The sequence below is a fragment of the Rhizobium sp. AN73 genome (assembly GCF_030757975.1).
Lineage (GTDB): Bacteria > Pseudomonadota > Alphaproteobacteria > Rhizobiales > Rhizobiaceae > Agrobacterium > Agrobacterium arsenijevicii.
The window spans coordinates 1,266,542-1,287,428 of record NZ_JARWME010000001.1; the positions used below are offsets into that span (position 1 = coordinate 1,266,542).

At 59.2% G+C, this 20,887-nt stretch carries 22 protein-coding genes and 1 other RNA gene; 19 read left to right on the forward strand and 4 right to left on the reverse strand.

Annotated features, from left to right (window positions below):
• Window positions 1–6: 6 nt before the first annotated feature.
• A complete protein-coding gene (gene tkt, locus RBH10_RS05605; protein ID WP_045023756.1) occupies window positions 7–1,989 on the reverse strand; it encodes a transketolase in 1,983 nt (660 codons plus the stop codon).
• 324 nt (window positions 1,990–2,313) lie between these two features.
• On the opposite strand from tkt, the gene RBH10_RS05610 reads away from it, so the two are divergent.
• The 7 genes from RBH10_RS05610 (at window position 2,314) to RBH10_RS05640 (ending at window position 7,183) form a co-directional block, all read left to right on the forward strand.
• On the forward strand, window positions 2,314–2,586 hold the full coding sequence (locus tag RBH10_RS05610) for a DUF4164 domain-containing protein (RefSeq protein WP_003511407.1): 273 nt from the start codon (window positions 2,314–2,316) through the stop codon (window positions 2,584–2,586).
• An 11-nt stretch (window positions 2,587–2,597) separates the two neighbouring features.
• On the forward strand, window positions 2,598–2,975 hold the full coding sequence (locus RBH10_RS05615) for a cell division protein ZapA (protein WP_045023758.1): 378 nt from the start codon (window positions 2,598–2,600) through the stop codon (window positions 2,973–2,975).
• A 78-nt stretch (window positions 2,976–3,053) separates the two neighbouring features.
• Window positions 3,054–3,212: non-coding RNA, 6S RNA (gene ssrS / locus RBH10_RS05620), on the forward strand.
• Window positions 3,213–3,443: 231 nt separating this feature from the next.
• Window positions 3,444–4,706 (forward strand): hemolysin family protein, encoded by a 1,263-nt coding sequence (locus RBH10_RS05625; protein ID WP_045023763.1) that lies wholly within the window; start codon window positions 3,444–3,446, stop codon window positions 4,704–4,706.
• Window positions 4,706–5,320, forward strand: a complete 615-nt coding sequence (locus tag RBH10_RS05630; protein WP_281038836.1) for a 5-formyltetrahydrofolate cyclo-ligase — start codon at window positions 4,706–4,708, stop codon at window positions 5,318–5,320. Before RBH10_RS05625 ends, RBH10_RS05630 begins: the two co-directional genes overlap by 1 nt.
• 73 nt (window positions 5,321–5,393) lie before the next feature.
• Window positions 5,394–6,218 carry a TIGR00282 family metallophosphoesterase gene (locus tag RBH10_RS05635; protein WP_045023767.1) on the forward strand — a complete coding sequence of 275 codons (825 nt, stop codon included), beginning with the start codon at window positions 5,394–5,396 and terminating at the stop codon, window positions 6,216–6,218.
• 122 nt (window positions 6,219–6,340) lie between these two features.
• Window positions 6,341–7,183 carry an MBL fold metallo-hydrolase gene (locus RBH10_RS05640; protein WP_281038837.1) on the forward strand — a complete coding sequence of 281 codons (843 nt, stop codon included), beginning with the start codon at window positions 6,341–6,343 and terminating at the stop codon, window positions 7,181–7,183.
• 37 nt (window positions 7,184–7,220) lie between these two features.
• Here RBH10_RS05640 and RBH10_RS05645 read toward each other — a convergent pair whose 3' ends face one another.
• Window positions 7,221–7,724 carry a pyridoxamine 5'-phosphate oxidase family protein gene (locus RBH10_RS05645; RefSeq protein WP_045023771.1) on the reverse strand — a complete coding sequence of 168 codons (504 nt, stop codon included), beginning with the start codon at window positions 7,722–7,724 and terminating at the stop codon, window positions 7,221–7,223.
• Between the two features lie 198 nt (window positions 7,725–7,922).
• Here RBH10_RS05645 and RBH10_RS05650 point away from each other — a divergent pair, with 198 nt between their 5' ends.
• Complete coding sequence (locus RBH10_RS05650; protein WP_281038838.1) at window positions 7,923–8,669, forward strand: YebC/PmpR family DNA-binding transcriptional regulator; 747 nt, start codon at window positions 7,923–7,925, stop codon at window positions 8,667–8,669.
• A gap of 57 nt (window positions 8,670–8,726) precedes the next feature.
• On the opposite strand, the gene RBH10_RS05655 is transcribed toward RBH10_RS05650, so the two are convergent.
• Both RBH10_RS05655 and RBH10_RS05660 read right to left on the reverse strand, forming a co-directional pair.
• Window positions 8,727–9,728, reverse strand: coding sequence for an LLM class flavin-dependent oxidoreductase (locus tag RBH10_RS05655; protein WP_281038839.1), 1,002 nt, complete (start codon window positions 9,726–9,728; stop codon window positions 8,727–8,729).
• Between the two features lie 132 nt (window positions 9,729–9,860).
• On the reverse strand, window positions 9,861–12,170 hold the full coding sequence (locus RBH10_RS05660) for a methyl-accepting chemotaxis protein (RefSeq protein WP_281038840.1): 2,310 nt from the start codon (window positions 12,168–12,170) through the stop codon (window positions 9,861–9,863).
• A 266-nt stretch (window positions 12,171–12,436) separates the two neighbouring features.
• On the opposite strand from RBH10_RS05660, the gene ruvC reads away from it, so the two are divergent.
• The 11 genes from ruvC (at window position 12,437) to tolB (ending at window position 20,865) form a co-directional block, all read left to right on the forward strand.
• Window positions 12,437–12,931 carry a crossover junction endodeoxyribonuclease RuvC gene (gene ruvC, locus RBH10_RS05665; protein WP_306180572.1) on the forward strand — a complete coding sequence of 165 codons (495 nt, stop codon included), beginning with the start codon at window positions 12,437–12,439 and terminating at the stop codon, window positions 12,929–12,931.
• Between the two features lie 31 nt (window positions 12,932–12,962).
• A complete protein-coding gene (gene ruvA / locus RBH10_RS05670) occupies window positions 12,963–13,580 on the forward strand; it encodes a Holliday junction branch migration protein RuvA (RefSeq protein WP_281038842.1) in 618 nt (205 codons plus the stop codon).
• 155 nt (window positions 13,581–13,735) lie between these two features.
• The gene (gene ruvB / locus RBH10_RS05675; protein ID WP_003511396.1) at window positions 13,736–14,776 is read left to right on the forward strand and encodes a Holliday junction branch migration DNA helicase RuvB; all 1,041 of its coding nucleotides are present in this window, start codon (window positions 13,736–13,738) and stop codon (window positions 14,774–14,776) included.
• Between the two features lie 21 nt (window positions 14,777–14,797).
• Window positions 14,798–15,376 (forward strand): DinB family protein, encoded by a 579-nt coding sequence (locus RBH10_RS05680; RefSeq protein WP_281038885.1) that lies wholly within the window; start codon window positions 14,798–14,800, stop codon window positions 15,374–15,376.
• On the forward strand, window positions 15,376–15,903 hold the full coding sequence (locus RBH10_RS05685; RefSeq protein ID WP_281038843.1) for an NUDIX hydrolase: 528 nt from the start codon (window positions 15,376–15,378) through the stop codon (window positions 15,901–15,903). Before RBH10_RS05680 ends, RBH10_RS05685 begins: the two co-directional genes overlap by 1 nt.
• A complete protein-coding gene (locus RBH10_RS05690) occupies window positions 15,900–16,436 on the forward strand; it encodes an NUDIX hydrolase (protein ID WP_281038844.1) in 537 nt (178 codons plus the stop codon). The genes RBH10_RS05685 and RBH10_RS05690 overlap by 4 nt, the downstream gene beginning before the upstream one ends.
• On the forward strand, window positions 16,433–16,873 hold the full coding sequence (ybgC, locus tag RBH10_RS05695) for a tol-pal system-associated acyl-CoA thioesterase (protein ID WP_045019133.1): 441 nt from the start codon (window positions 16,433–16,435) through the stop codon (window positions 16,871–16,873). The genes RBH10_RS05690 and ybgC overlap by 4 nt, the downstream gene beginning before the upstream one ends.
• Window positions 16,874–17,134: 261 nt before the next feature.
• Entirely contained in the window at window positions 17,135–17,854 is a 720-nt protein-coding gene (gene tolQ, locus RBH10_RS05700; protein WP_045019130.1) for a protein TolQ, read from the forward strand.
• A gap of 46 nt (window positions 17,855–17,900) precedes the next feature.
• Window positions 17,901–18,359 carry a protein TolR gene (tolR, locus tag RBH10_RS05705; RefSeq protein WP_045019128.1) on the forward strand — a complete coding sequence of 153 codons (459 nt, stop codon included), beginning with the start codon at window positions 17,901–17,903 and terminating at the stop codon, window positions 18,357–18,359.
• Between the two features lie 8 nt (window positions 18,360–18,367).
• Complete coding sequence (locus RBH10_RS05710; protein WP_281038886.1) at window positions 18,368–19,537, forward strand: hypothetical protein; 1,170 nt, start codon at window positions 18,368–18,370, stop codon at window positions 19,535–19,537.
• A 20-nt stretch (window positions 19,538–19,557) separates the two neighbouring features.
• Complete coding sequence (gene tolB, locus RBH10_RS05715) at window positions 19,558–20,865, forward strand: Tol-Pal system beta propeller repeat protein TolB (protein ID WP_045019238.1); 1,308 nt, start codon at window positions 19,558–19,560, stop codon at window positions 20,863–20,865.
• Window positions 20,866–20,887: the final 22 nt, after the last annotated feature.

Below are 20,887 nucleotides of genomic sequence, written 5' to 3' on the forward strand. Positions count from 1 at the left end.
AAGCCCTCATGCAAGTTTTGCCTCGACTGCGGCGACGACAGCTTCCGCCGTGATGCCGAAGTGCTTGAAGAGATCCTTCGCCGGCGCGGACGCACCGAAGGAATGCATGCCGACGAAAGCGCCGTCGGAGCCGATGAAGTAATCCCAGCCCTGGCGGATGGCGGCTTCCACCGCGATCTTGACCGGAGCCTTGCCGATGATGGCGTTGCGATAGGTTTCCGGCTGTTCCTTGAAGAGCTCGAAGCAGGGAACGGAAACGACGCGGACGGAAACGCCGTTGTCCTTCAGCGTTGCGGCGGCCTTGAGCGCCACTTCGACTTCCGAACCGGATGCAAAGATCGAAACTTTGGCATCGCTTGCGGATACGAGTTCGTAAGCGCCGTAAGCGGAAAGGTTCTTCTCTTCATATTCCTTGCGTGAGGGTGCAAGGTTCTGGCGGGTGAGTGCCAGGGCAGACGGACGATGCTTCTGCTCAAGCGCCAGCTGCCAGCATTCCGCCGTTTCGGTTTCATCCGCCGGGCGGAAGACGAGGAGGTTCGGAATGGCGCGAAGTGCTGCAATCTGCTCCACCGGCTGGTGGGTCGGGCCGTCTTCGCCGACGCCGATGGAATCATGCGTCAGAACGTGGACGACACGGATGCCCATGAGCGCGGCAAGGCGGATCGACGGACGGCAATAGTCCGAGAAGATCAGGAAGCCGCCGGCATAGGGGATGAGACCGCCATGCAGCGCGATGCCGTTCATCGCCGCCGCCATGCCGTGCTCGCGGATGCCGTAATGCAGGTAACGGCCGGAGAAGTCCGTCGGCGTGATGGACTTCATCTGGCTGGTCTTGGTGTTGTTGGACGGCGTCAGGTCCGCCGAGCCGCCGACCATTTCCGGCAGGATGCCGTTGATGACTTCGAGCGAGTCTTCAGAAGCCTTGCGGGTGGCGACGGTCGGGTTGTTCTCGATGATCTTCTTCTTGAAGGCATCGATCGAGCTGTCGAAGTTACCGGGCAGATCGCCGGCGAAGCGGCGCTTGAACTCGGCCTTCTTGCCCGCTTCGGTCGCTTCAAGACGGGCTTCCCAGTCCTGGCGGGTCTTGGTGGAGCGCAGGCCTGCGAGACGCCATGCATCGAGCACGTCTTCCGGAATGACGAAAGCTTCCGCTTCCCAGTTGAGGCTCTTGCGGGCTGCTGCGATTTCTTCGGCGCCGAGTGGGTTGCCGTGCACCTTGTGGGTGCCCTGCTTGTTGGGCGCGCCGAAACCGATCACGGTCTTGCAGGCGATGAAGGTAGGGCGGTCGGATTTCTGCGCGGCCTCGATGGCAGCTGCAATCGCATCCGGATCATGGCCATCGACGCGGATGGTGTTCCAGTGAACGGCGTTGAAGCGGGCGATCTGGTCGGTGCTGTCGGAAAGACCAACTTCACCGTCGATGGTGATGTTGTTGTCGTCCCAGAACAGAACGAGCTTGTTGAGCTTCAGGTGGCCGGCAAGCGCGATGGCTTCGTGGCTGATGCCTTCCATGAGGCAGCCGTCGCCGCAAAGCACATAGGTAAAGTGGCTCTGCAGGTCGGAGCCGAATTCCTCTTCCAGCTTGCGTTCGGCAATAGCCATGCCGACGGCGTTGGCGATGCCCTGGCCGAGCGGGCCGGTCGTCGTTTCGATGCCGGTCGCGTGGCCATATTCGGGATGGCCGGCGGTCTTGGAGCCGAACTGACGGAAACGCTTGATCTCGTCGATCGTCATGTCCTCGTAGCCCGTCAAATAGAGCAGCGAGTAAAGCAGCATCGAACCGTGGCCCGCAGACAGCACGAAGCGGTCACGATCCGGCCACAGCGAGCTTTTGGGATCGAACTTCAGAAAGCGGGTGAAAAGAACGGTGGCGACATCAGCTGCGCCCATCGGCAGGCCGGGATGGCCGGAATTGGCCTTCTCCACTGCATCCATGGCAAGAAAGCGGATCGCATTGGCCATCCGGTCGTGTTTGTCGCGAGAAATCATGGCTTTTCCGTCTGTTTCCGGGTGAAAGGAGATAGTTTTACGCAACTATCCAAAAAGCGGGTTGATCCATAGCAGGTGAGGCAGGCAAGTCAATAAATCCACGGGCAATTGCGGTTCTCTCAAGGATAAAAATCGTTTAGAAAATCGGGCGCCCAAAGAAAATTCGTGCGATATGTGTCGGCGCCTCCTCGTTCATCCACAGAGCAAAACGCTTCAATGCACTGGTTTGATTGACGGGATGATAAATCGGGTAATAACCTCCTGAATGTTGAAAAGGCCTGAAACCGGACGATTCGGCCGGTTACTTGCGAGTTGGAAAAAACGATGTCGGCTGAGAAGACCGTACAATCTGCGGTGACGGAGCTGAGCGCTGCCATCACAAATCTCGAAAATGCCATCGATATGCGTATCGAACGGCAAAGGGAGACGGGCGAGATCGATAACGAGGTCAAGCGGGTCCATGTCGACCGCGCAAGGCTCGCGCACGAGCTTGATCAGGCCGAGTTTCGCGCCAACCGTCTCGAGGAAGTCAACCGCGAGGTTTCCCGTCGTCTGGTGACGGCGATGGAGACGATCCGCGCGGTGCTGGATCGATAGGGAGCGGGTTCATGGCGCAAGTTACTGTTATGATCGACGGCAAGGCCTACCGCATGGCCTGCGAGGCGGGGCAGGAAGAGCATCTGACCGACCTTGCCACCCGTTTCGACCGTTACGTCGGGCATCTCAAGAGCCAGTTCGGCGAAATCGGCGATCTGCGCCTGACCGTCATGTCTGGTATCATGGTGATGGACGAGCTTTCCGAGCTAAATCGCAAGATCGAGAAACTGGAGGGGGAGGTTGCTTCCCTTTCCCGTAATCGTGATGGCATGGCCGAGCATAAGGCGAAATCGGACGAGATGGTCGCCGTCGCCATCGGTGATCTTGCCGACCGCCTGAACGGAATTACCGAAAAGTTGCTGGCGCGGCCAAAGCCTGCGGCACATTGATCGCCGGCAAAGCTCTTCAGCCGTAAAATTCGCTCGTAACCCTCTGGTGGTTTGGTTCGATACGTCCTATATCTAGGAAGCGTTCTGCGCTTCCCGACAGGAACCACAATCCCTGGGGCCATACTCGATCCAAAGGGAGCTGTCCCTGGCCAGTCCCGTGGGACTGGACATATGGCGCCCACCTACATTTGTAGGCACCCAGGATCGTAAATCTCCATCGGTCGCCGTGGATCGCGCTTGAAGTTTCGGGTCACTCCCCGGTTCTTCTTCTGGCAGTTATTTTGTCGACAGTTATTTTTCGTTGCTGCCGGATACGGCTTTTTTATACTGCCGTCATTGCAATGGCGGAACAATGCCCTATTATCCCAACTGGTATGTCTGTCATGCCCTTTTACAAAAAGGGCGCTGCGGCCAAAACCGCGACGTGCCGTTCAACAGCCCAATGAGCTAAACTTGTTTACTGAAATTATGATCGTGGTCCTGCTCACCGTATTGAACGGTGTGCTTGCCATGTCCGAGCTTGCCGTTGTCTCTTCCAGACCGGCGAGGCTCAAGGTGCTTGCCGCGCAAGGCAGCAAAGGCGCTCCGCTGGCGCTTGGCCTTTCCGAAAATCCCGGACGGTTTCTTTCCACGGTTCAGATCGGCATCACGCTGGTCGGCGTTCTTTCCGGTGCGTTTTCCGGCGCCACCCTCGGCGCCCGGTTCACGGCATGGCTTTTGGAACAGGGCGTTCCCGACCGGGTTGCCGATGCGCTCGGTGTCGGCTCCGTGGTTGTCGCCATCACCTACCTGTCGCTGATCGTCGGCGAACTGGTGCCAAAGCAGATTGCGCTGCGCGATCCGGAAAAAATCGCTGCGCGCGTCGCGCCCACCATGGTGATGCTCTCCAGGGTCGGCGCGCCGCTGGTGTGGTTTCTCGATAAATCCGGCAAGGCCATTCTAGCGCTTCTCGGCCATAGCGGCACATCCAATGCATCTGTCACGGACGACGAAATCCGCACGGTTCTGGCGGAAGCCCATAGCGCCGGCGTGATCGAGACCGAGGAATCGGCGATGATCACCAGCGTCATGCGCCTTGCAGACCGCAATGCACGCGGCCTGATGACGCCGCGCCGCGATGTGGAAGTGGTCGATATCGAAGACACCGCGGAAGAAATCCGTGTGCAGCTTCGCGAAACGCAGCGTTCGCGCCTGCCCGTGCGCAACGGTGCTTCCGACGAAATTCTGGGCGTACTTTTCGCCAAGGACGCTTTCGATGCGCTGGCATCCGGCAATGAGCTGAATGTCCGCGAGCTTCTGCGCGAAGTTCCCGTCGTTTCGGATCTGACGAGTGCGGTGGATGTTATCCAGTCGCTGCGCCGTTCCACCGTGCATATGGTGCTGGTCTATGACGAATACGGCCATTTCGAAGGTATCGTCAGCTCCGGCGACGTTCTGGAGGCCATTACCGGCGCATTCCAGGAAGACAATGACGAAGAACCGGCCATGGTCGAGCGTGAGGACGGTTCGTTCCTCGTTGCCGGCTGGATGCCCGCCGACGAATTTGCCGACCGCATGGGGTTCCAGATCGATGAGGACGCCGAGTTCGAGACCGTCGCCGGTCTGGTTCTGGACGAGTTCCGCCGCCTACCGGAACTGGGTGAGCATATTACCCGCAACGGCTGGCGTTTCGAAGTCATCGACCTCGACGGACACCGTATCGACAAGGTACTCGTGAGCCGGGCTGCCTGATGCCCGGCGACATTGCCGAAAAAGCAAGGCTGCGCGGCGAAAGGCTTGCCGCGCGTGATGCGCTGACGCAAGCCGAACGGCAGCAGAAGAGCGAGGCGATGACGGCCTGTGGTGCATCCGCCATCCCGTTCGCGCCGGCTACTGTCATTTCCGGTTTCATGCCGATCCGTTCCGAGGCCGATATCCGGCCGCTGATGGAGGCGTTGCGGACAAGGGGTGGGCGCATTGTCCTTCCCGTCGTACTAAACCGCGAAACCATCGTTTTCCGCGCCTTCGAGACGGATACGCCGCTGGTCAAGACGGGCTTCGGCACGACCGGTCCGGGCGAGGACGCGGATGTTCTCGATCCGGATATTCTGCTCGTTCCGCTTTCCGTCTTCGACGGGCAGGGCCAGCGTATCGGTTACGGCGCCGGCCACTATGACCGCGCGATCGCGAGATTGCACGGCAAAGGCCGAACACCCGTTCTCATCGGTATCGCATTCGATTGTCAGGAAGTGCCATCGGTGCCGGCGGAAGCGCATGACGTGCCGCTGCATGCCATTCTGACGGAGAGCGGCCTGCGCTGGTTTTCCGCGCAACCGTTGATGCCTGATGGGAAAAAGGCGCTTTAGCACTTTTTAAAAGATGGATTACCCGTTAGAGGGGACGCAAATCTAGGAACATGCGCAAGATCGGGGCGGGTGAATGAGGCTTCTTTTTCTCGGAGATATGGTTGGCAAGACCGGACGTACGGCTGTCTGGGACAGATTGCCGGGGCTGGTTTCCGACCTGAAGCTCGACTTCGTCATCGTCAACGGTGAAAACGCCGCCGGCGGTTTCGGCATCACCGAGGATATCTATCTCGAGACCATCAATGCCGGTGCCGATGTGGTAACGACCGGCAATCACGTCTGGGATCAGAAAGAAGCGGTCTCCTTCTGCGAGCGGCATGACCAGTTCCTACGACCCGCCAATTATCCCGACGGTACGCCCGGCAAGGGCTCGGGTATCTTTTATGCCCGCAACGGTGCGCGCGTGCTGGTTGCCAACATCATGGGCCGGGTGTTCATGCATCCGGAACTGGATGACCCCTTCAAGTCGGCCGAGAATATTCTCGCCGCCTGCCCGCTGAAAGAGCAGGCCGACGCCATCATCTTCGATTTCCACGCGGAAGCGACGAGCGAAAAACAGTGCTTCGGTCATTTCGTCGATGGGCGTGCAAGCTTTGTCGTCGGCACCCACACGCATGTCCCGACCGCCGACGCCCAGATATTGAACGGCGGCACGGCCTATATGTCGGATGCCGGCATGTGCGGCGACTACGACAGCTCGCTCGGTATGGAGAAGGAAGAGCCGATCAACCGCTTCATTTCCAAAATGCCGAAGGGTCGTTTCGAGGCCGCCAGCGGCCCTGCGACGATCTGCGGTGTCGGTGTGGAGATCTCCGACCGCACAGGCCTTGCGGAAAAGATCGCGCCGCTGCGCCTTGGGCCACGGCTTGCCGAAACCCTCCCGTCCTTCTGGGCATAGGCTTTCCGCCTTCTGATGAGACGTTCACAATGACGAGATTGTGAGCGCTCCACCGCTCTTGAAACTGGACGCCCGGCAAAACCTGTCCCATCCTCCCTTCTTCGCAAGTTCGAGGGAGTGGCATGATGCTGCGCGTGCTAATGCTTGCCATAGCGGGATTGCTCACCTGTGCGGGAGCGGCCTTTGCCCAGACTGAAAGTCGCCCTCCCGTCAGCCAGTGCCAGGCGATCGCCCGCAACATTCCCGGCGTCATGTTCGCCAGCTTCAAGCCGGCAGGTGTCCAGCTTGCACAGGCAACGGCCAGGGAAGAGGTGAAGATCAGCTTCATCGGCCATTCCACCTATCTCATCGAAAGCCCCGGCGGCGTGACCATCGCCACCGATTATAACGGTGTCTATCGCCCACCCGTCACCCCGACGGTGGTGACGATGAACCGGGCGCATACGACGCATTTCACACTCAGCCCCGATCCCGCCATTCAACATGTGCTGCACGGCTGGAGCGATACGCCGGGAGAAAAGGCCGAACACAAGCTTCTGGTGGGTGATGTCTATATCCGCAATGTCGCGACCGACATCCGCAACCGCTGGGGCGATTACGAATCCTTTCAGGAAAACGGCAATTCCATCTTCATCTTCGAGGTTGCGGGGCTGTGCATCGGCCATCTCGGCCATCTGCACCATGAGTTGACGGACGCGCATTATGCCGAGATCGGCCGTCTGGATGTGCTGATGGTGCCGGTGGATGGTGGCCTGACGATGGGTGCGGACAGCATGAGCCGCGTGGTCAAGCGTCTGCGTTCCGCGCTGATCTTGCCGATGCACCGCACCGGGCCGCCGCTGGAGCAGTTTCTGACGATGTTTGGAGAAAGCTTCCAGATTGCCTACGCAAAAGATGAGATCATCCGGGTCTCGATGAGAAACCTTCCCCGCCAGCCGCAGATACTGGTGCCGAAAGGCATGTAGTATAGCGACCGGCGAGGAAGGCCGGGGAGCCCTTTTGTCAGGCGAAGGCGAGGTGCTGGCGGACTCCGACATCCGGCGTCTTGTCGTCGGACATATTGGCCTTGGCGATTTCCCAGCCGAATTTCAACGTGCTGTCGGTCGAGGCCCAGATTTCCGCGTCATCGACGTGAAGCGCCAGCATCGTCAGTTGCGGATCGCTCTTGCCGTGCTCGTACCAGGCGGCGGTGACGGAGTTCCAGTATTCCTCGATCTTCGCCTTGTCGTCGCGAACATCGAGCACGCCCGAAAGGCAGGCATGATAATCATGGTCCTTGCCGACGAGGCAGAAATGCGCCCGCGAACCCGGCTTCAGCGTTTTGACCAGATCGGTGTCTTTCTTGGAGAAAAACCAGATCGTATTTGTCTTGGGGTCGGCGTGCGGTGCCATTGGCTGCATATGATTATGCAGACCCTCGAGGCCAAGCATGCCGGCATGGACCGAATTGACCTCGTCCCACAGCTGGCGGGCAGGGGTTTCTCTTGCTTCAGTCAGGCTGACCATGTGTTTCCTCCTTCGGGTTTGCTACGGCGACCGGGAGGGTAAAAATGTCCGGCTCTTCCGCGTTCATTGTCAAAACGAAAAGCGGATAAATCAGTTCCTTATATTCTTGCGGCAAGAGAACGTGCTTGCGGGCTTGAACGGCGGGCCTATCACACTTATAAGGCCCGCAATCTCCAAATTAAGACAATCAGGTTTTCCATGGCTGGTCATTCACAGTTCAAGAACATCATGCACCGCAAGGGCAAGCAGGACTCCGTACGGTCCAAAATGTTTTCCAAGCTTGCGCGTGAAATCACCGTTGCGGCAAAGGCGGGCATGCCCGACCCGAACATGAACGCGCGCCTGCGTCTGGCAATCCAGAACGCCAAGGCCCAGTCCATGCCGAAGGACAATATCGAGCGCGCGATCAAGAAAGCTTCGGGTGCAGACAGCGAAAACTACGATGAAGTCCGTTACGAGGGTTACGGCCCGGGTGGCGTCGCCGTCGTCGTCGAGGCCCTGACCGACAACCGCAACCGCACCGCCTCCAACGTTCGCTCCATCTTCACCAAGGCTGGCGGCGCACTTGGCGAAACCGGTTCTGTGTCCTTCTCCTTCGACCGTGTTGGTGAGATCACTTACAAGATTGAAGTCGGCGATGCCGACAAGGTCATGGAAGCGGCGATCGAGGCAGGCGCCGACGATGTCGAAACCACCGAAGATGGTCACACCATCATTTGCGGTTTCGAAGCGATGAACGATGTTTCCAAGGCGTTGGAAGGCGTGCTCGGCGAAGCCGAAAGCGTCAAGGCCATCTGGAAGCCGCAGAACACGGTGCCGGTGGATGAAGAAAAGGCGCAGTCGCTGATGAAGCTCATCGACAATCTCGAAGACGATGACGACGTGCAGAACGTCTATTCCAACTTCGAAGTTTCTGAAGAGATTCTGGCGAAGCTTTCCGCCTGAGGTTTCCGATCTTTTTAAAAAAAAGCCCCGGCAGCGTCATCGCTCCGGGGCTTTTTTTTATGCGGCCTTCCTGATGGAGGTCCGCACATCGGCGAAGATCTCCACGGATCGCAGCCGTTTTTCGATATTGTGGATCGGCATCGAGACGATCAGTTCGTCGGCCTGCGTTTCGGCGAGGAAACCGTCGAGGTGGCGTCCGATCGTTTCAGGCGAGCCGACGGCCGCGAAACGCAACGTATGCTCCACCGAAAAACGCTCCATCTCGTTCCAGTGATCGTCCATGCTGTGAACCGGCTTGGGGAACGGGACGCGTACATTGCGGCGCAGGTTGACGAATTGCTGCTGCGACGAGGTGAAGAGATATTGCGCCTCCTCGTCCGTATCGGCGCCAACACCCATCACTCCAACCATCACATAGGGCTTGTCCAGCGTCGCGGAGGGCTGGAAGCGCTCGCGATAGATATGGATCGCCTCCATCAGCATGTCAGGCGCAAAATGCGACGCGAAGGAATAGGGCAAGCCGAGTGCTGCGGCCAGATGCGCGCTGTAGGTGCTCGATCCGAGCAGCCAGAGGGGCACGTTCGAATTCATGCCGGGCACGGCAAGGATGGCCTGATCCTGCTGCGGCTGTCCGAAATACTGCTGGAGTTCGATAATGTCGTGCGGGAAGTTCTCCGCACCGGCATCGAGGTTGCGGCGCAGCGCGCGTGCCGTCCGCATGTCGGTTCCCGGCGCGCGGCCAAGCCCGAGATCGACCCGGCCGGGCAGCAGTGCCGCAAGCGTGCCGAACTGTTCGGCGATGACGAGCGGTGAATGGTTGGGCAGCATGATGCCACCGGAGCCGACACGGATATGTTTCGTCGCCGCACCCACATGGGCGATGACGAGCGATGTCGCGGCGCTGGCGATGCCCGGCATGCCATGGTGTTCCGCAAGCCAGATGCGGTTGTAACCGTGGTCTTCGGCCTTGATCGCCATGCGGCGGGAGTTTTCAAGCGCCTGACTGACGCTCTCGCCTTCGCCGATCGGCGAAAGGTCGAGAATGGAAAAGGGGATCATCCGACGCTCCTGAAGAAATTTAAGTCTTTGATGCGGATGTAAGGCGCGTGTCCCGATTTACCAGAGAAGTCGCGCAGAATTGAAGGATGGTTCAAAAAAATTGGGGCCTCCGAAGAGGCCCCGTTTCACTTCTCAACCCGCCCGCCGGAATTGCCGGGCTTCGTGATATCCCGTTTGTTCCCGGTCGGGAGCGAGCACGAACTGCCCGAGCCTTCCGTCCATCTCGCTGGCTTCGGAGGCGAGATTGTGGATGGCGGCCGTCGTTTCTTCCACCATGGCCGCATTCTGCTGGGTCATGGTGTCGAGGGTGGTGACGGTGCTGTTGATTTCTGCCAGCGTATGCGCCTCCTCGCGGGTGGATTCCATGATCTCCTCAATGCGGGAGCTGATGGTCTGCACATGTTTGCCGATGCCGGTCAGCGAAGTGCCAGCTTTTTCGACCAGCGCCACACCGGTGGAAACCTCGTCGGTGGAGCGTTTCAGCAGGCTGGTGATTTCCTTCGCAGCCGCGGCTGAGCGTTGCGCCAGTTCGCGCACTTCCTGTGCCACGACGGCAAAACCCTTGCCGGCATCACCCGCGCGGGCAGCCTCGACGCCTGCATTCAAGGCAAGAAGATTGGTCTGGAAAGCGATTTCGTCGATGACGCCGATGATCTGGTTGATCTGGCGCGACGAGGTCTGGATCGCCTCCATGGCGGCGATGGTCTGTTCCATTACCCGGCTGGAGGTCGTTGCCTCCGTGCTGGCGTCGTGGGCGATCCGTGTTGCCTGTTCGGCGCGTTCGATCTGGTCGCGGACGGCTTCGGTAATCGCCTTGATGGCGCTTGCCGTCTCGGTAATCGAGGCGGCCTGCCGCTCGGTGCGTTCCGCCAGCTGGTCCGCACCCACCCGCATTTCCTCCGAGCCGCCGCGAACGGCGGCGGAATTGCCGCCGATGGCCTGCATGGTCTCACTAAGCCGGGCAAGCGCCGTGTTAAAGTTATGGCGCAGGCTTTCGAGATCGTCGGGGAAGACCTGATCTATGCGATAGGCGAGATTGCCGTTTGCCAGCCGATCGAGACCCTCATCCAGAGAACGGACGACCATCTGCAGGGTGCCAGCCTCGGCCTCGCGTTCCGCAAGATGTGCACGGCGTTCCGTTTCCGCCTCCTCCCGGGTGCGGGATGCGGTCGCTTCCATTTCCCGCTGCAAGATGAGCTTTTCGCGGAAACTGCCGAGCGCGCGCGCCATGCGGCCGATCTCGTCCTTGCGGTCCTGATTGCCGATTTCGGCATCGAGACGGCCCGCGGCCACTTCGCCGGTCAGCCCGGCAAGCTTTTCCAGGGGAGCGAACAGGCGGCGGGCGAAAAACGCGGTCGCCACGCACATGACGGCCAGAACGCAAAGACCGATCACGGCAAGCGTGCCGGCAATCGAGATGGAGCCTGCATTCAATTCGCTGCGCAACATGCTTTCCACTGTGAGGTATTTTTCACCGGCAAACGAGAACGGACGGGCATAGGCATTGGCCTCGCCATCCGGGCGGTCGATCTTGGCAATCGTCATGCCGGCCGTATTCAGGGCTTGCGTGTGGAAACCGTAGATCGCCGGATCGAGGCTGACGAGGCCGCTGCCGTCCACGCCCAGAACCTTACCATCGGCAGAAATGATTGCGGATTGTTCGGAGCTGCCAGCGGCGATGCCTTTCGCGAGTATCTGGCTGAAGACGTCTTGCTTGACGCGGAAAAGAACGACGCCCTTGAATGCGCCAAATTTGACAACCGGAATGCCGAAATAGATGCCTGCCTCTTTGGTCGCGGCGTCGATGCGCAGGCCGGAGAAGCTGGTTTGCGCCACGTCGTTCGCGGCTTTTCCAGCGTTTGTCGCTCCGCGTGCAAAGGCGGTGCCGAGGCCGCTATCCGCCCAGGCGCCACCGGTGACGGTTTCGCCGAAAGCTGGTCCTTTCATATAGGAATAATAGACCGTGCCGGTGGGATCGATAAAGAGGACGTCGCTGAACGGGGTTCCCTTGAGGTAACCGCCGACATCCGTCTGGGTTTTCTCGTGGGTGGAATAATAAAAGCCGCTCGGGTTTTCCGGCTTGATGAGCTTTTCTTTTTCGCCGAAGGGGTTTTCCCTGACAAAGACGCGTTGCAGCTCCGCCTTAGCATCTCCAGAGTTCTTCTGCACCGTGCCCCAGCCGCTGCGCATGGAAACCACCGCCATTTGCAGGGATTCGATCTTGGCGATGGAGTCCGCCTGTGTTTCGAGCTGTTCGAGACGTTCCTGAAGCATATCGCCCCGGAAGACGAGAATGCTTTCCATGGATTTCGACGCCTGTTCCTCAAGAACGCCGCTGCTGCTTTGATAACCGAGGAGCGTGAGCGCCCCGGTCGAGATCGCCATCAGTGCAAGGAAAATCGCGAGCACTTTGGTGGATATGGAATGAAAACGGTTCAGCATGGCCGATGCAGCCCTCAATGCCGGATCAGTTCCCACGCCATACATGGATGGCGCCACCGGATGGCTGATATGGCTTAAATATTATGCTGCGGATCATCATGTCCGCAGCTCCCCTTTTTTGATTTTGTGCGGGAACAATGCGGTACGCGGTTTAAGCAGAGGTAAATGCTGCACTGCAAATTTGAGCAATGTTGTCGTTTTGTTCACTTATCGCTGGCAGGGTCGCAGCCGAAAAGATAGGGTGCCTCATGCAAAAGACGATCTGAATCATCGGTATCGACCCCGGATTGCGACGCACCGGATGGGGTGTCATTGAAACCCTCGGCAACAGCCTTCGGTTTGTCGCCTCCGGTACGGTGACGTCCGATGGCGATATGGATCTCGCCTCCCGCCTGTGCCAGCTGCATGACGGGCTGGCGGATATCGTGCACAGCTATCAGCCCGACGAAGCCGCGGTGGAGCAGACTTTCGTGAACAAGGATGCGGTCGCGACGCTGAAACTCGGTCAGGCGCGCGGCATCGCCATGCTGGTTCCAGCACGGGCAGGCTTGCCCGTTTTCGAATATGCGCCGAATGCGGTCAAGAAAGCCGTCATCGGCGTTGGGCACGGCGAAAAGCAGCAAATTCACATGATGCTGAAAATCCTGATGCCGAAGGCCGAATTCAAGGGTAACGATGCGGCGGACGCTCTCGCGATCGCAATCTGCCACGCGCATAATCGCGGCGGCGACAGGATGGCGCGGCTTTTGGCGGCCGGTTGAATATTGAAGTCTCATTGCAGCGGGCGGCATCATGATCGGAAAACTTAAAGGCACCATCGAGGAAATCGGCACGGATTACGTGCTGGTGGATGTGCACGGCGTTTGTTACGTCGCCCATTGTTCGGCGCGCACGCTGTCGAAAATCGGTTTGGCTGGTGAAGCGGTGGTCCTCTTCATCGAAACCTATGTGCGTGAGGACCAGCTGAGGCTGTTCGGCTTCCTGTCTGCGCTTGAGCGGGAATGGTTCAATCTGCTGCAGAGCGTACAGGGCGTCGGTTCTAAAGTGGCGCTGGCCATGCTTTCCACCCTGTCGCCTTCCGAACTCGCCAATGCGATAGCGCTTCAGGACAAGGTGTCGATTTCGCGTGCGCCGGGTGTGGGGCCGAAAGTGGCGGTGCGCATCGTTACCGAACTGCGCAACAAGGCACCGGCCTTTGCGGGAGAAGCTTCTGCTTCCATCGGGCTTAAGCAGGAACTTGGCGAAGGCGTCGCTTCTGCGCCGGTGGCCGATGCCGTTTCAGCGCTTACCAATCTCGGCTATTCGCGCGACCAGGCCGCAAACGCTGTTGCCGCCGCGCTGAAGAATGGCGGGGAGGGCGGCGATAGCGCCAAGCTCATCCGGCTCGGCCTGAGGGAGCTTTCGCGCTAGGGTGCGCGGGTACACAAGGGTGCAGCGCTGCCACCGGCAGAAGCGCGTATGAAGCCGGGCGCGTATCGAATTTCGTGAAGCGCCTTCGTGCGACAGTCATGATATAGCGGCGAAGACCATCTCATGAATTCGTCTAGAACAATGGAATGCCCTGAATGAGCGATGCGGACAGACTGATTTCGGCGGACAAGCGCGGTGAGGATATCGACACCACCATGCGTCCGCAGTCGCTGGACGATTTTACCGGCCAGGCGGAGGCCCGCGCCAATCTCAAGGTGTTTATCGAGGCCGCCAAGAACCGCGGCGAGGCGCTCGACCATGTGCTGTTCGTAGGCCCGCCCGGTCTCGGCAAAACCACGCTGGCACAGATCATGGCCAAGGAGCTTGGCGTCAATTTCAAGTCCACTTCCGGACCGGTGATCGCCAAGGCGGGTGATCTCGCCGCACTTCTGACCAATCTTGAGGAGCGCGACGTGCTCTTCATCGATGAAATCCACCGTCTCAATCCGGCGGTCGAGGAAATTCTTTATCCGGCGATGGAGGATTTCCAGCTCGATCTCATCATCGGCGAGGGGCCTGCCGCGCGCTCGGTGAAGATCGACCTCTCCAAGTTCACCCTCGTTGCTGCAACCACGCGTCTCGGCCTGCTGACGACGCCGCTGCGTGACCGCTTCGGCATCCCCGTCCGGTTGGCTTTCTACACCGTCGATGAGCTGGAACTGATCGTTCGGCGCGGCGCACGGCTGATGGGGCTCAACATGACCGACGATGGCGCGCGCGAGATAGCAAGGCGTGCGCGCGGCACGCCACGCATCGCCGGACGGCTTTTGCGCCGGGTGCGCGATTTCGCCGAGGTGGCGCGCGCCGAAGCCGTTACCCGCGAGATTGCCGACGAGGCGCTGACGCGGCTGCTTGTCGACAAAATGGGTCTCGACCAGCTCGACATGCGTTATCTGACCATGATCGCGGTTAATTTCGGCGGCGGCCCGGTCGGTATCGAGACCATTGCAGCCGGCCTGTCAGAGCCGCGTGATGCGATCGAGGACATCATCGAACCCTACATGATCCAGCAGGGTTTCATCCAGCGCACGCCACGCGGCCGCGTTCTGACGGGCACGGCCTGGAAACATCTGGGCATGCAGCCGCCGAAGGACCTTGAGGCGGCGCAGTTCCGTCTGACGCTGGAAGAGGATTGAGCGCAAGAGGAGACGCATATGCTGGAATATGATTCTTCGCGGGTTTTTCGCAAACTTGCACGCAATAACAAACTGGCCAATTTCCGGCTGCACCACACCTGTCTTCAGCTTTCGCAGGAGGAATTTGTCGCCCCTCGGGTCAGCTTTTTCCCGACGCTGCGCGCGACGCTGAACCACATCTACACCGTCGACCGTTTTTATATCGATGCTGTCAAAGGCGGGACGCTGGGGCTTGCCGCTTTTGACGAAGAAGAGCCTTTCGCCACCATAGCAGAACTGTGCGTCGCCCAGGCGGAACTCGACAACGAACTGATCGCTTTTGTCGACATGCTCGATGGAGAGGGGTTGGCAGCCACCGTCTATGTTCATCGCGGCGCGCGCATTCAGCAGGATCGCCGCGACGATGTGCTGTCCCATCTCTTCCAGCACCAGACGCATCATCGCGGACAGGTGCATGCGATGTTGTCCGGCACCACGATCGATCCGCCGCAACTGGATGAATTCATTGTGGGAGACGATGCAAAGGCAAGAAAAGCCGAGATGGATGCGCTAGGGTGGACGGAAACCGATTTGATGTTTTCAGCCAGCAGGTTCAGTTAATGACGCAAGACACCAAAGTGCAGGACACCCGCATCCGCATGAAATTCAAGCCGAAACGTATTTTTCAGATGCGCGTTGCAGGGCTGGCGTTTCGGGACGGACATGTGCTGGTGCACCGGGCTTCGCATGAGAAATTCTGGACCTTTCCGGGTGGCCGCGCCGAAATGGGCGAGTGCTCCGAAGAAACACTGGCGCGCGAAATGGTGGAGGAGCTTGGCGTCGAGGCCAAGGTCGGACGACTTTTATGGGCGGTGGAGAATTTTTTCCATTATGAGGGCAAGGACTGGCACGAACTCGGGTTTTATTACCTGATGGATCTGCCGGAGACACTTGCCTTTCATCCGAGCGAAATCATCCACCGCGTTCAGGATGGCGATAACGAGCTTGAATTCCGCTGGGTCGCGGCGACCCGGCAGGCATTGACGGAGCTTGATATTCCGCCCTATTTCATCGCCGACGAAATAGAACATTTGCCTGAAACCACAAAACACCTTGTCTGGCATGACGGCAATCTGGACGATAAATGACCTCTGCCCCCGAACGCCACATGATCCGGCTGGACCACAAGCCGCAGCTATTCAGCATGCGTGTGGCAGCGTTGATTTTCCACGATGACCATCTTCTCGTCCAGCGCGGTACCAGGGACAGCTATTGGGCCCTGCCGGGCGGGCGGGCGGAAATCGGCGAAAGCTCCGAAGAAACCATCATCCGCGAGATCGGCGAGGAGCTGGACCGGGAATGCACCGTCGAGCGACTTCTCTGGTCCGCCGAGAACTTTTTCGCCTATAACGATTATGCTGCGCATGAGCTGGCATTTTATTACCTGATTTCGCTGCGCCAGCCTTTGCCTTTCCATGAAAGCGACATCGTGCATCGGGTGCTGGATGGCGTCGAGGTGGAGTTCCGCTGGCTGCCTGCGCAAGCTTCCGCTCTGCTGGAGCACGATCTCAAACCTCGTTTCATCGCCGAACGCATCGAGACGCTGCCTCGGCAGCACGAACATCTTATCGTCCGCGAAGGTCGTTTCGAAGCGGCCGAATTTTCCAAGGAGATATCATGAGCGAGCTTGTGGTTTCGCTTTCAGGCGAACTCATCGAACATGGACACCGCCTGACACAGCGGGTCTATTATGAGGATACGGATTTTTCCGGTCTCGTTTATCACGCGCGTTATCTGCATTTTCTTGAGCGTGGGCGTACCGATTATCTGCGTTGCCTCGGCTGCGAGCAAAGCGCGCTGCTGACCGCCGACGAGGAGGGGCTTGTTTTCGTCGTTCACCGCATGGAGATCGATTTCAAGACCCCGGCGCGGATGGATGATGTGCTGACGATCACCACCGTTACCGAAAAGGCGGGCGGCGCGAAAATGGTGCTTAATCAGGAAATCCGGCGCGGCGAAACGCTGCTTGTCGCCGCCAAGGTCATCATTGCCGTCATCAATGCCAATGGCCGGCCGAGGCGCCTTCCGGAGACGGTTGCCGAAAAATTCCTGAAGTAAGTTAAGGGCCGGTCCAGTAAATCCATGGAGCGTGGCGTGGTTGTAACACTCCTTTAACCATAATGGTGTCTTACTTTAGCAACTGGCATTTGTGCGGCGCACGCCTTCCTTTCACCAAATTTATTGGCAAGTAAGGCTTACTGGCAAGTATCGGGGTATGGCAAAGGGGTTTGTGGCTGATGCCGCACGACTTCGAGCGTTAACACGCGTTTGAATCGCCCGGTCCCGTACCGGGCGTTTGGATTCGGGGATTGGATATTTATGGAACAGGCAGGTTTGGCAGCGGCGACGCACGATGTAAGTCTCTGGGCGCTGTTTATGCAGGCGGGCCTCATCGTGAAGTTCGTCATGATTGGACTTATCGCCGCCTCGGTCTGGACGTGGGCGATCGTCTTCGACAAATACGTAAGCTTCGGCAAGGCAAAGCGCCAGTTCGACCAGTTCGAACAGGTCTTCTGGTCGGGCCAGTCGCTTGAGGAGCTTTACCGTACGCTGGCGGAACGCCAGAACGTCGGTCTTGCGGCAATTTTCGTTTCCGCCATGCGGGAGTGGAAGAAATCATTCGAACGTGGCGCGCGTTCGCCCATCGGTCTGCAGATGCGTATCGACCGGGCGATGGACGTGACGATTGCTCGTGAAGGCGAACAGTTCGAGGCCCGCCTCGGTTCGCTCGCCACCATCGGTTCGGCGGGTCCGTTCATTGGTCTTTTCGGTACGGTCGTCGGTATCATGACCTCGTTCCAGGCGATTGCCGGTTCGAAGTCCACCAACCTTGCGGTCGTGGCGCCGGGTATCGCCGAAGCGCTTCTGGCAACGGCTATCGGCCTTGTCGCCGCTATTCCGGCGGTTATCGCCTACAACAAGTTCACGGCTGACGCGCACAAGCTTTCCGCCCGCATGGAAGGTTTCGCCGACGAGTTCTCAGCGATCCTGTCGCGCCAGATCGATGAAAAACTTCAGACGCGGCAGGCCGCCCAATAAGCGCGCCGCGCAGTAATTTGCCGAAAGGCAAAATGGAGTAAACGTTATGGGTATGTCAGCAGGTGGCAACAGCGGCGGTTCCGGTGGACGCCGTGGGCGCGGCGGTCGTCGCAGGGGCGGCGCGATCAGCGAGATCAACGTGACGCCGCTGGTCGACGTCATGCTCGTGCTGCTCATCATCTTTATGGTGGCCGCACCGATGATGACGGTCGGCGTTCCGATCGATCTGCCGCAGACATCTGCCAACGCGCTGAATTCGGACACGCAGCCGATCACGATTTCCGTCAATGCCAATGGCCAGATCCATTTGCAGGAAACGGAAATCCAGGCGGCCGAAGTGGCCGACAAGCTGCAGGCAATCGCCACGACAGGTTATAACGAACGCATCTTCGTGCGCGCGGATTCCGTTGCCGCCTATGGCGTCGTCGCCGACGTGATGGCGCGTATCCAGGCAGCGGGCTTCAAGAATATCGGCCTTGTGACTCAGCAGAAACAGGACAATTGACGTCAGCGATGAAGGGCAGCCTTACCACATCCGCGATCGTGCACGTGTCGCTTCTGGCTTTCGCCCTCATTTCCCTGGGCTCGCCGGAACCTCTTGACGTGTCGCAGGCCGAGGCCCTGCCCGTGGAGCTGGTACCTATCGAGGAATTGAGCCAGATTCAGCAGGGCGACAAGAAAGCTCCAAAGGCGGAGAAGTCGGCCCCGGTTCCGACCACGCGTCCGGACATCGTCGCAAACGCCCAGAACGTCGGCAACAACACCGCCGATATCGAAGCGCCGCCGACGCCTACCACTAAGCCCAACGACAATATCAGCGCCGCTGCCCCGCCAAAGCAGGAAAAGCCGCAACCGGTCGTCGATACCAAGGCGAACGAGGTGAAGGAAATCGTCAAGGAAGAAACCTCGGCCCCCAAGCCGCAGGAAATGGCCGCCTTGCCGCAAACCAAGCCCGAGATCGCACCGCAGCCGAAGAACGAGCCGCCGCCGCAGGAAACCAAAGCGGAAGAGCCGCCGCCCGTGCAGCAGGAGCCGGCCGAGATTCCCGTGCCGCCGAATGTGCCGCGCCCCAATGCCCGCCCGGAGCCGCCGAAGCCGGAAGTGCCGAAACAGGCTGAAACCAAACCTGCCGAGCAGAAGCCCGCTGAGAAGCCTGCCGAGACCAAGCCCGATCAGGCGAAGTCCACGGACAAGCCTTCCGACAAGAAGCCGGGCGAGAAAAAGCAGGAAACGGCGAAGTCCGCTTCGTCGAAGGAAAGCGATTTTAACGCTGACGATGTTGCCGCGCTTTTGAACAAGCAGGCGCCCTCCGGTGGTGGTGCAAAGCGGTCGACACAGACGGCGTCGCTCGGTGGTAAAAAGACCACGGGCGGTTCGACGCTCAGCCAGACGGAAATGGATGCGCTGCGTGGCGCGATCCAGAAGAACTGGCAGATCATTCCCGGCATGGCGGATGCCTCGGACGTTCGTGTTCGGGTCACCATGAAGCTTGACCGTGATGGGTCCATCATCGGCAGGCCCGAGATCGAAGCAACGGGTGGTTCCGAGGGAACACGCCGTGCTCTTTCCGGCGGAGCTTATCGCGCCATCATGCGTTCTGCTCCGTTCACGAACCTTCCTGCCGACAAATATGATGCATGGAACGAAGTCGTAGTGAATTTCGATCCCAGTGAATTGCTATGAATGCTGAAAGGCCTGGCAACATGAAGATATTTTCGCCGATCCGGCTGGTGCTCGCTGTCGCGGCCCTCATGTCGGTTTTCTCCGCACCGGCTTTTGCGCGGGTGGAAATCAACATCAACAAGGGTAACGTCGAGCCATTGCCCATCGCCATCACTGACTTCATGTCGGGCGACGGCATTGGCGCGCAGGTTTCGGCCGTCATCGCGGCCGATCTGCAGCGTTCCGGCCTGTTCGCGCCGGTCAACAAGAGTGCCTTCATCGAAAAAATCGCCAACCCGGATCAGCAGCCGCGTTTCGAGGACTGGAAGGTCATCAATGCGCAGGCACTTGTGACCGGCCGTGTGACGCGTGAAAGCGACGGTCGTCTGCGCGCCGAGTTCCGTCTGTGGGATACTTTCGCAGGCCAGCAGATGACTGGACAGCAGTTCTTCACGCAGCCGGAAAACTGGCGCCGTGTCGCTCATATCATCGCCGACGCCATTTATGAGCGCGTCACCGGTGAAAAGGGCTATTTCGACACCCGTGTCGTTTTCGTCTCCGAAAGCGGCCCGAAGACGGCGCGCAAGCGTCAGCTGTCGATCATGGATCAGGACGGTTTCAACGTCCGCAATCTCACCAATTCGAACGACATCGTTCTGACGCCGCGTTTTTCGCCGAACCGTCAGGAAGTGACTTACATGTCCTTCGAAGGCCAGCAGCCGCGCGTCTACCTGCTGCAGCTTGAAACCGGACAGCGCGAAGTGGTCGGCAATTTCCCCGGCATGACGTTCTCGCCGCGTTTCTCACCGGATGGCCAGAAGGTTATCATGAGCCTTCAGCAGGACGGCAACGCCAATATTTACACCATGGACCTGCGTTCGCGCACCACGACGCGCCTGACGAATACGTCCGCAATCGATACGGCGCCGTCATTCTCCCCGGATGGGCAGCGTGTCGCCTTTGAAAGCGACCGTGGCGGCCGTCAGCAGATCTATGTCATGAATGCGGATGGTTCCGGCCAGCAGCGCCTTTCTTTCGGCGACGGTTCCTATTCCACGCCGGTATGGTCTCCGCGCGGCGATCTGATCGCCTTCACCAAGCAGTCGGGCGGCAAGTTCTCGATCGGCGTGATGAAGACCGACGGTTCGGGTGAGCGCATCCTGACCAGCGGTTTCCACAATGAAGGCCCCACCTGGGCGCCGAACGGCCGCGTGCTGATGTTCTTCCGCCAGAACGCTGGTGCTGGTGGTCCGCAGCTCTATTCGATCGACCTGACCGGCTACAACGAACAGCTTATCAAGACGCCTACCTTCGCTTCGGACCCGGCCTGGTCGCCGCTTCTGGACTGATATTGACTGCCATGACGGCGCC

Coding starts and splice junctions, on each gene's coding strand:
- tkt (WP_045023756.1), bottom strand. CDS start 1,989: ATGATTTCTCGCGACAAACACGACCGGATGGCCAATGCGATCCGCTTT.
- RBH10_RS05610 (WP_003511407.1), top strand. CDS start 2,314: ATGTCGGCTGAGAAGACCGTACAATCTGCGGTGACGGAGCTGAGCGCT.
- RBH10_RS05615 (WP_045023758.1), top strand. CDS start 2,598: ATGGCGCAAGTTACTGTTATGATCGACGGCAAGGCCTACCGCATGGCC.
- RBH10_RS05625 (WP_045023763.1), top strand. CDS start 3,444: ATGATCGTGGTCCTGCTCACCGTATTGAACGGTGTGCTTGCCATGTCC.
- RBH10_RS05630 (WP_281038836.1), top strand. CDS start 4,706: ATGCCCGGCGACATTGCCGAAAAAGCAAGGCTGCGCGGCGAAAGGCTT.
- RBH10_RS05635 (WP_045023767.1), top strand. CDS start 5,394: ATGAGGCTTCTTTTTCTCGGAGATATGGTTGGCAAGACCGGACGTACG.
- RBH10_RS05640 (WP_281038837.1), top strand. CDS start 6,341: ATGATGCTGCGCGTGCTAATGCTTGCCATAGCGGGATTGCTCACCTGT.
- RBH10_RS05645 (WP_045023771.1), bottom strand. CDS start 7,724: ATGGTCAGCCTGACTGAAGCAAGAGAAACCCCTGCCCGCCAGCTGTGG.
- RBH10_RS05650 (WP_281038838.1), top strand. CDS start 7,923: ATGGCTGGTCATTCACAGTTCAAGAACATCATGCACCGCAAGGGCAAG.
- RBH10_RS05655 (WP_281038839.1), bottom strand. CDS start 9,728: ATGATCCCCTTTTCCATTCTCGACCTTTCGCCGATCGGCGAAGGCGAG.
- RBH10_RS05660 (WP_281038840.1), bottom strand. CDS start 12,170: ATGCTGAACCGTTTTCATTCCATATCCACCAAAGTGCTCGCGATTTTC.
- ruvA (WP_281038842.1), top strand. CDS start 12,963: ATGATCGGAAAACTTAAAGGCACCATCGAGGAAATCGGCACGGATTAC.
- ruvB (WP_003511396.1), top strand. CDS start 13,736: ATGAGCGATGCGGACAGACTGATTTCGGCGGACAAGCGCGGTGAGGAT.
- RBH10_RS05685 (WP_281038843.1), top strand. CDS start 15,376: ATGACGCAAGACACCAAAGTGCAGGACACCCGCATCCGCATGAAATTC.
- RBH10_RS05690 (WP_281038844.1), top strand. CDS start 15,900: ATGACCTCTGCCCCCGAACGCCACATGATCCGGCTGGACCACAAGCCG.
- ybgC (WP_045019133.1), top strand. CDS start 16,433: ATGAGCGAGCTTGTGGTTTCGCTTTCAGGCGAACTCATCGAACATGGA.
- tolQ (WP_045019130.1), top strand. CDS start 17,135: ATGGAACAGGCAGGTTTGGCAGCGGCGACGCACGATGTAAGTCTCTGG.
- tolR (WP_045019128.1), top strand. CDS start 17,901: ATGGGTATGTCAGCAGGTGGCAACAGCGGCGGTTCCGGTGGACGCCGT.
- RBH10_RS05710 (WP_281038886.1), top strand. CDS start 18,368: ATGAAGGGCAGCCTTACCACATCCGCGATCGTGCACGTGTCGCTTCTG.
- tolB (WP_045019238.1), top strand. CDS start 19,558: ATGAAGATATTTTCGCCGATCCGGCTGGTGCTCGCTGTCGCGGCCCTC.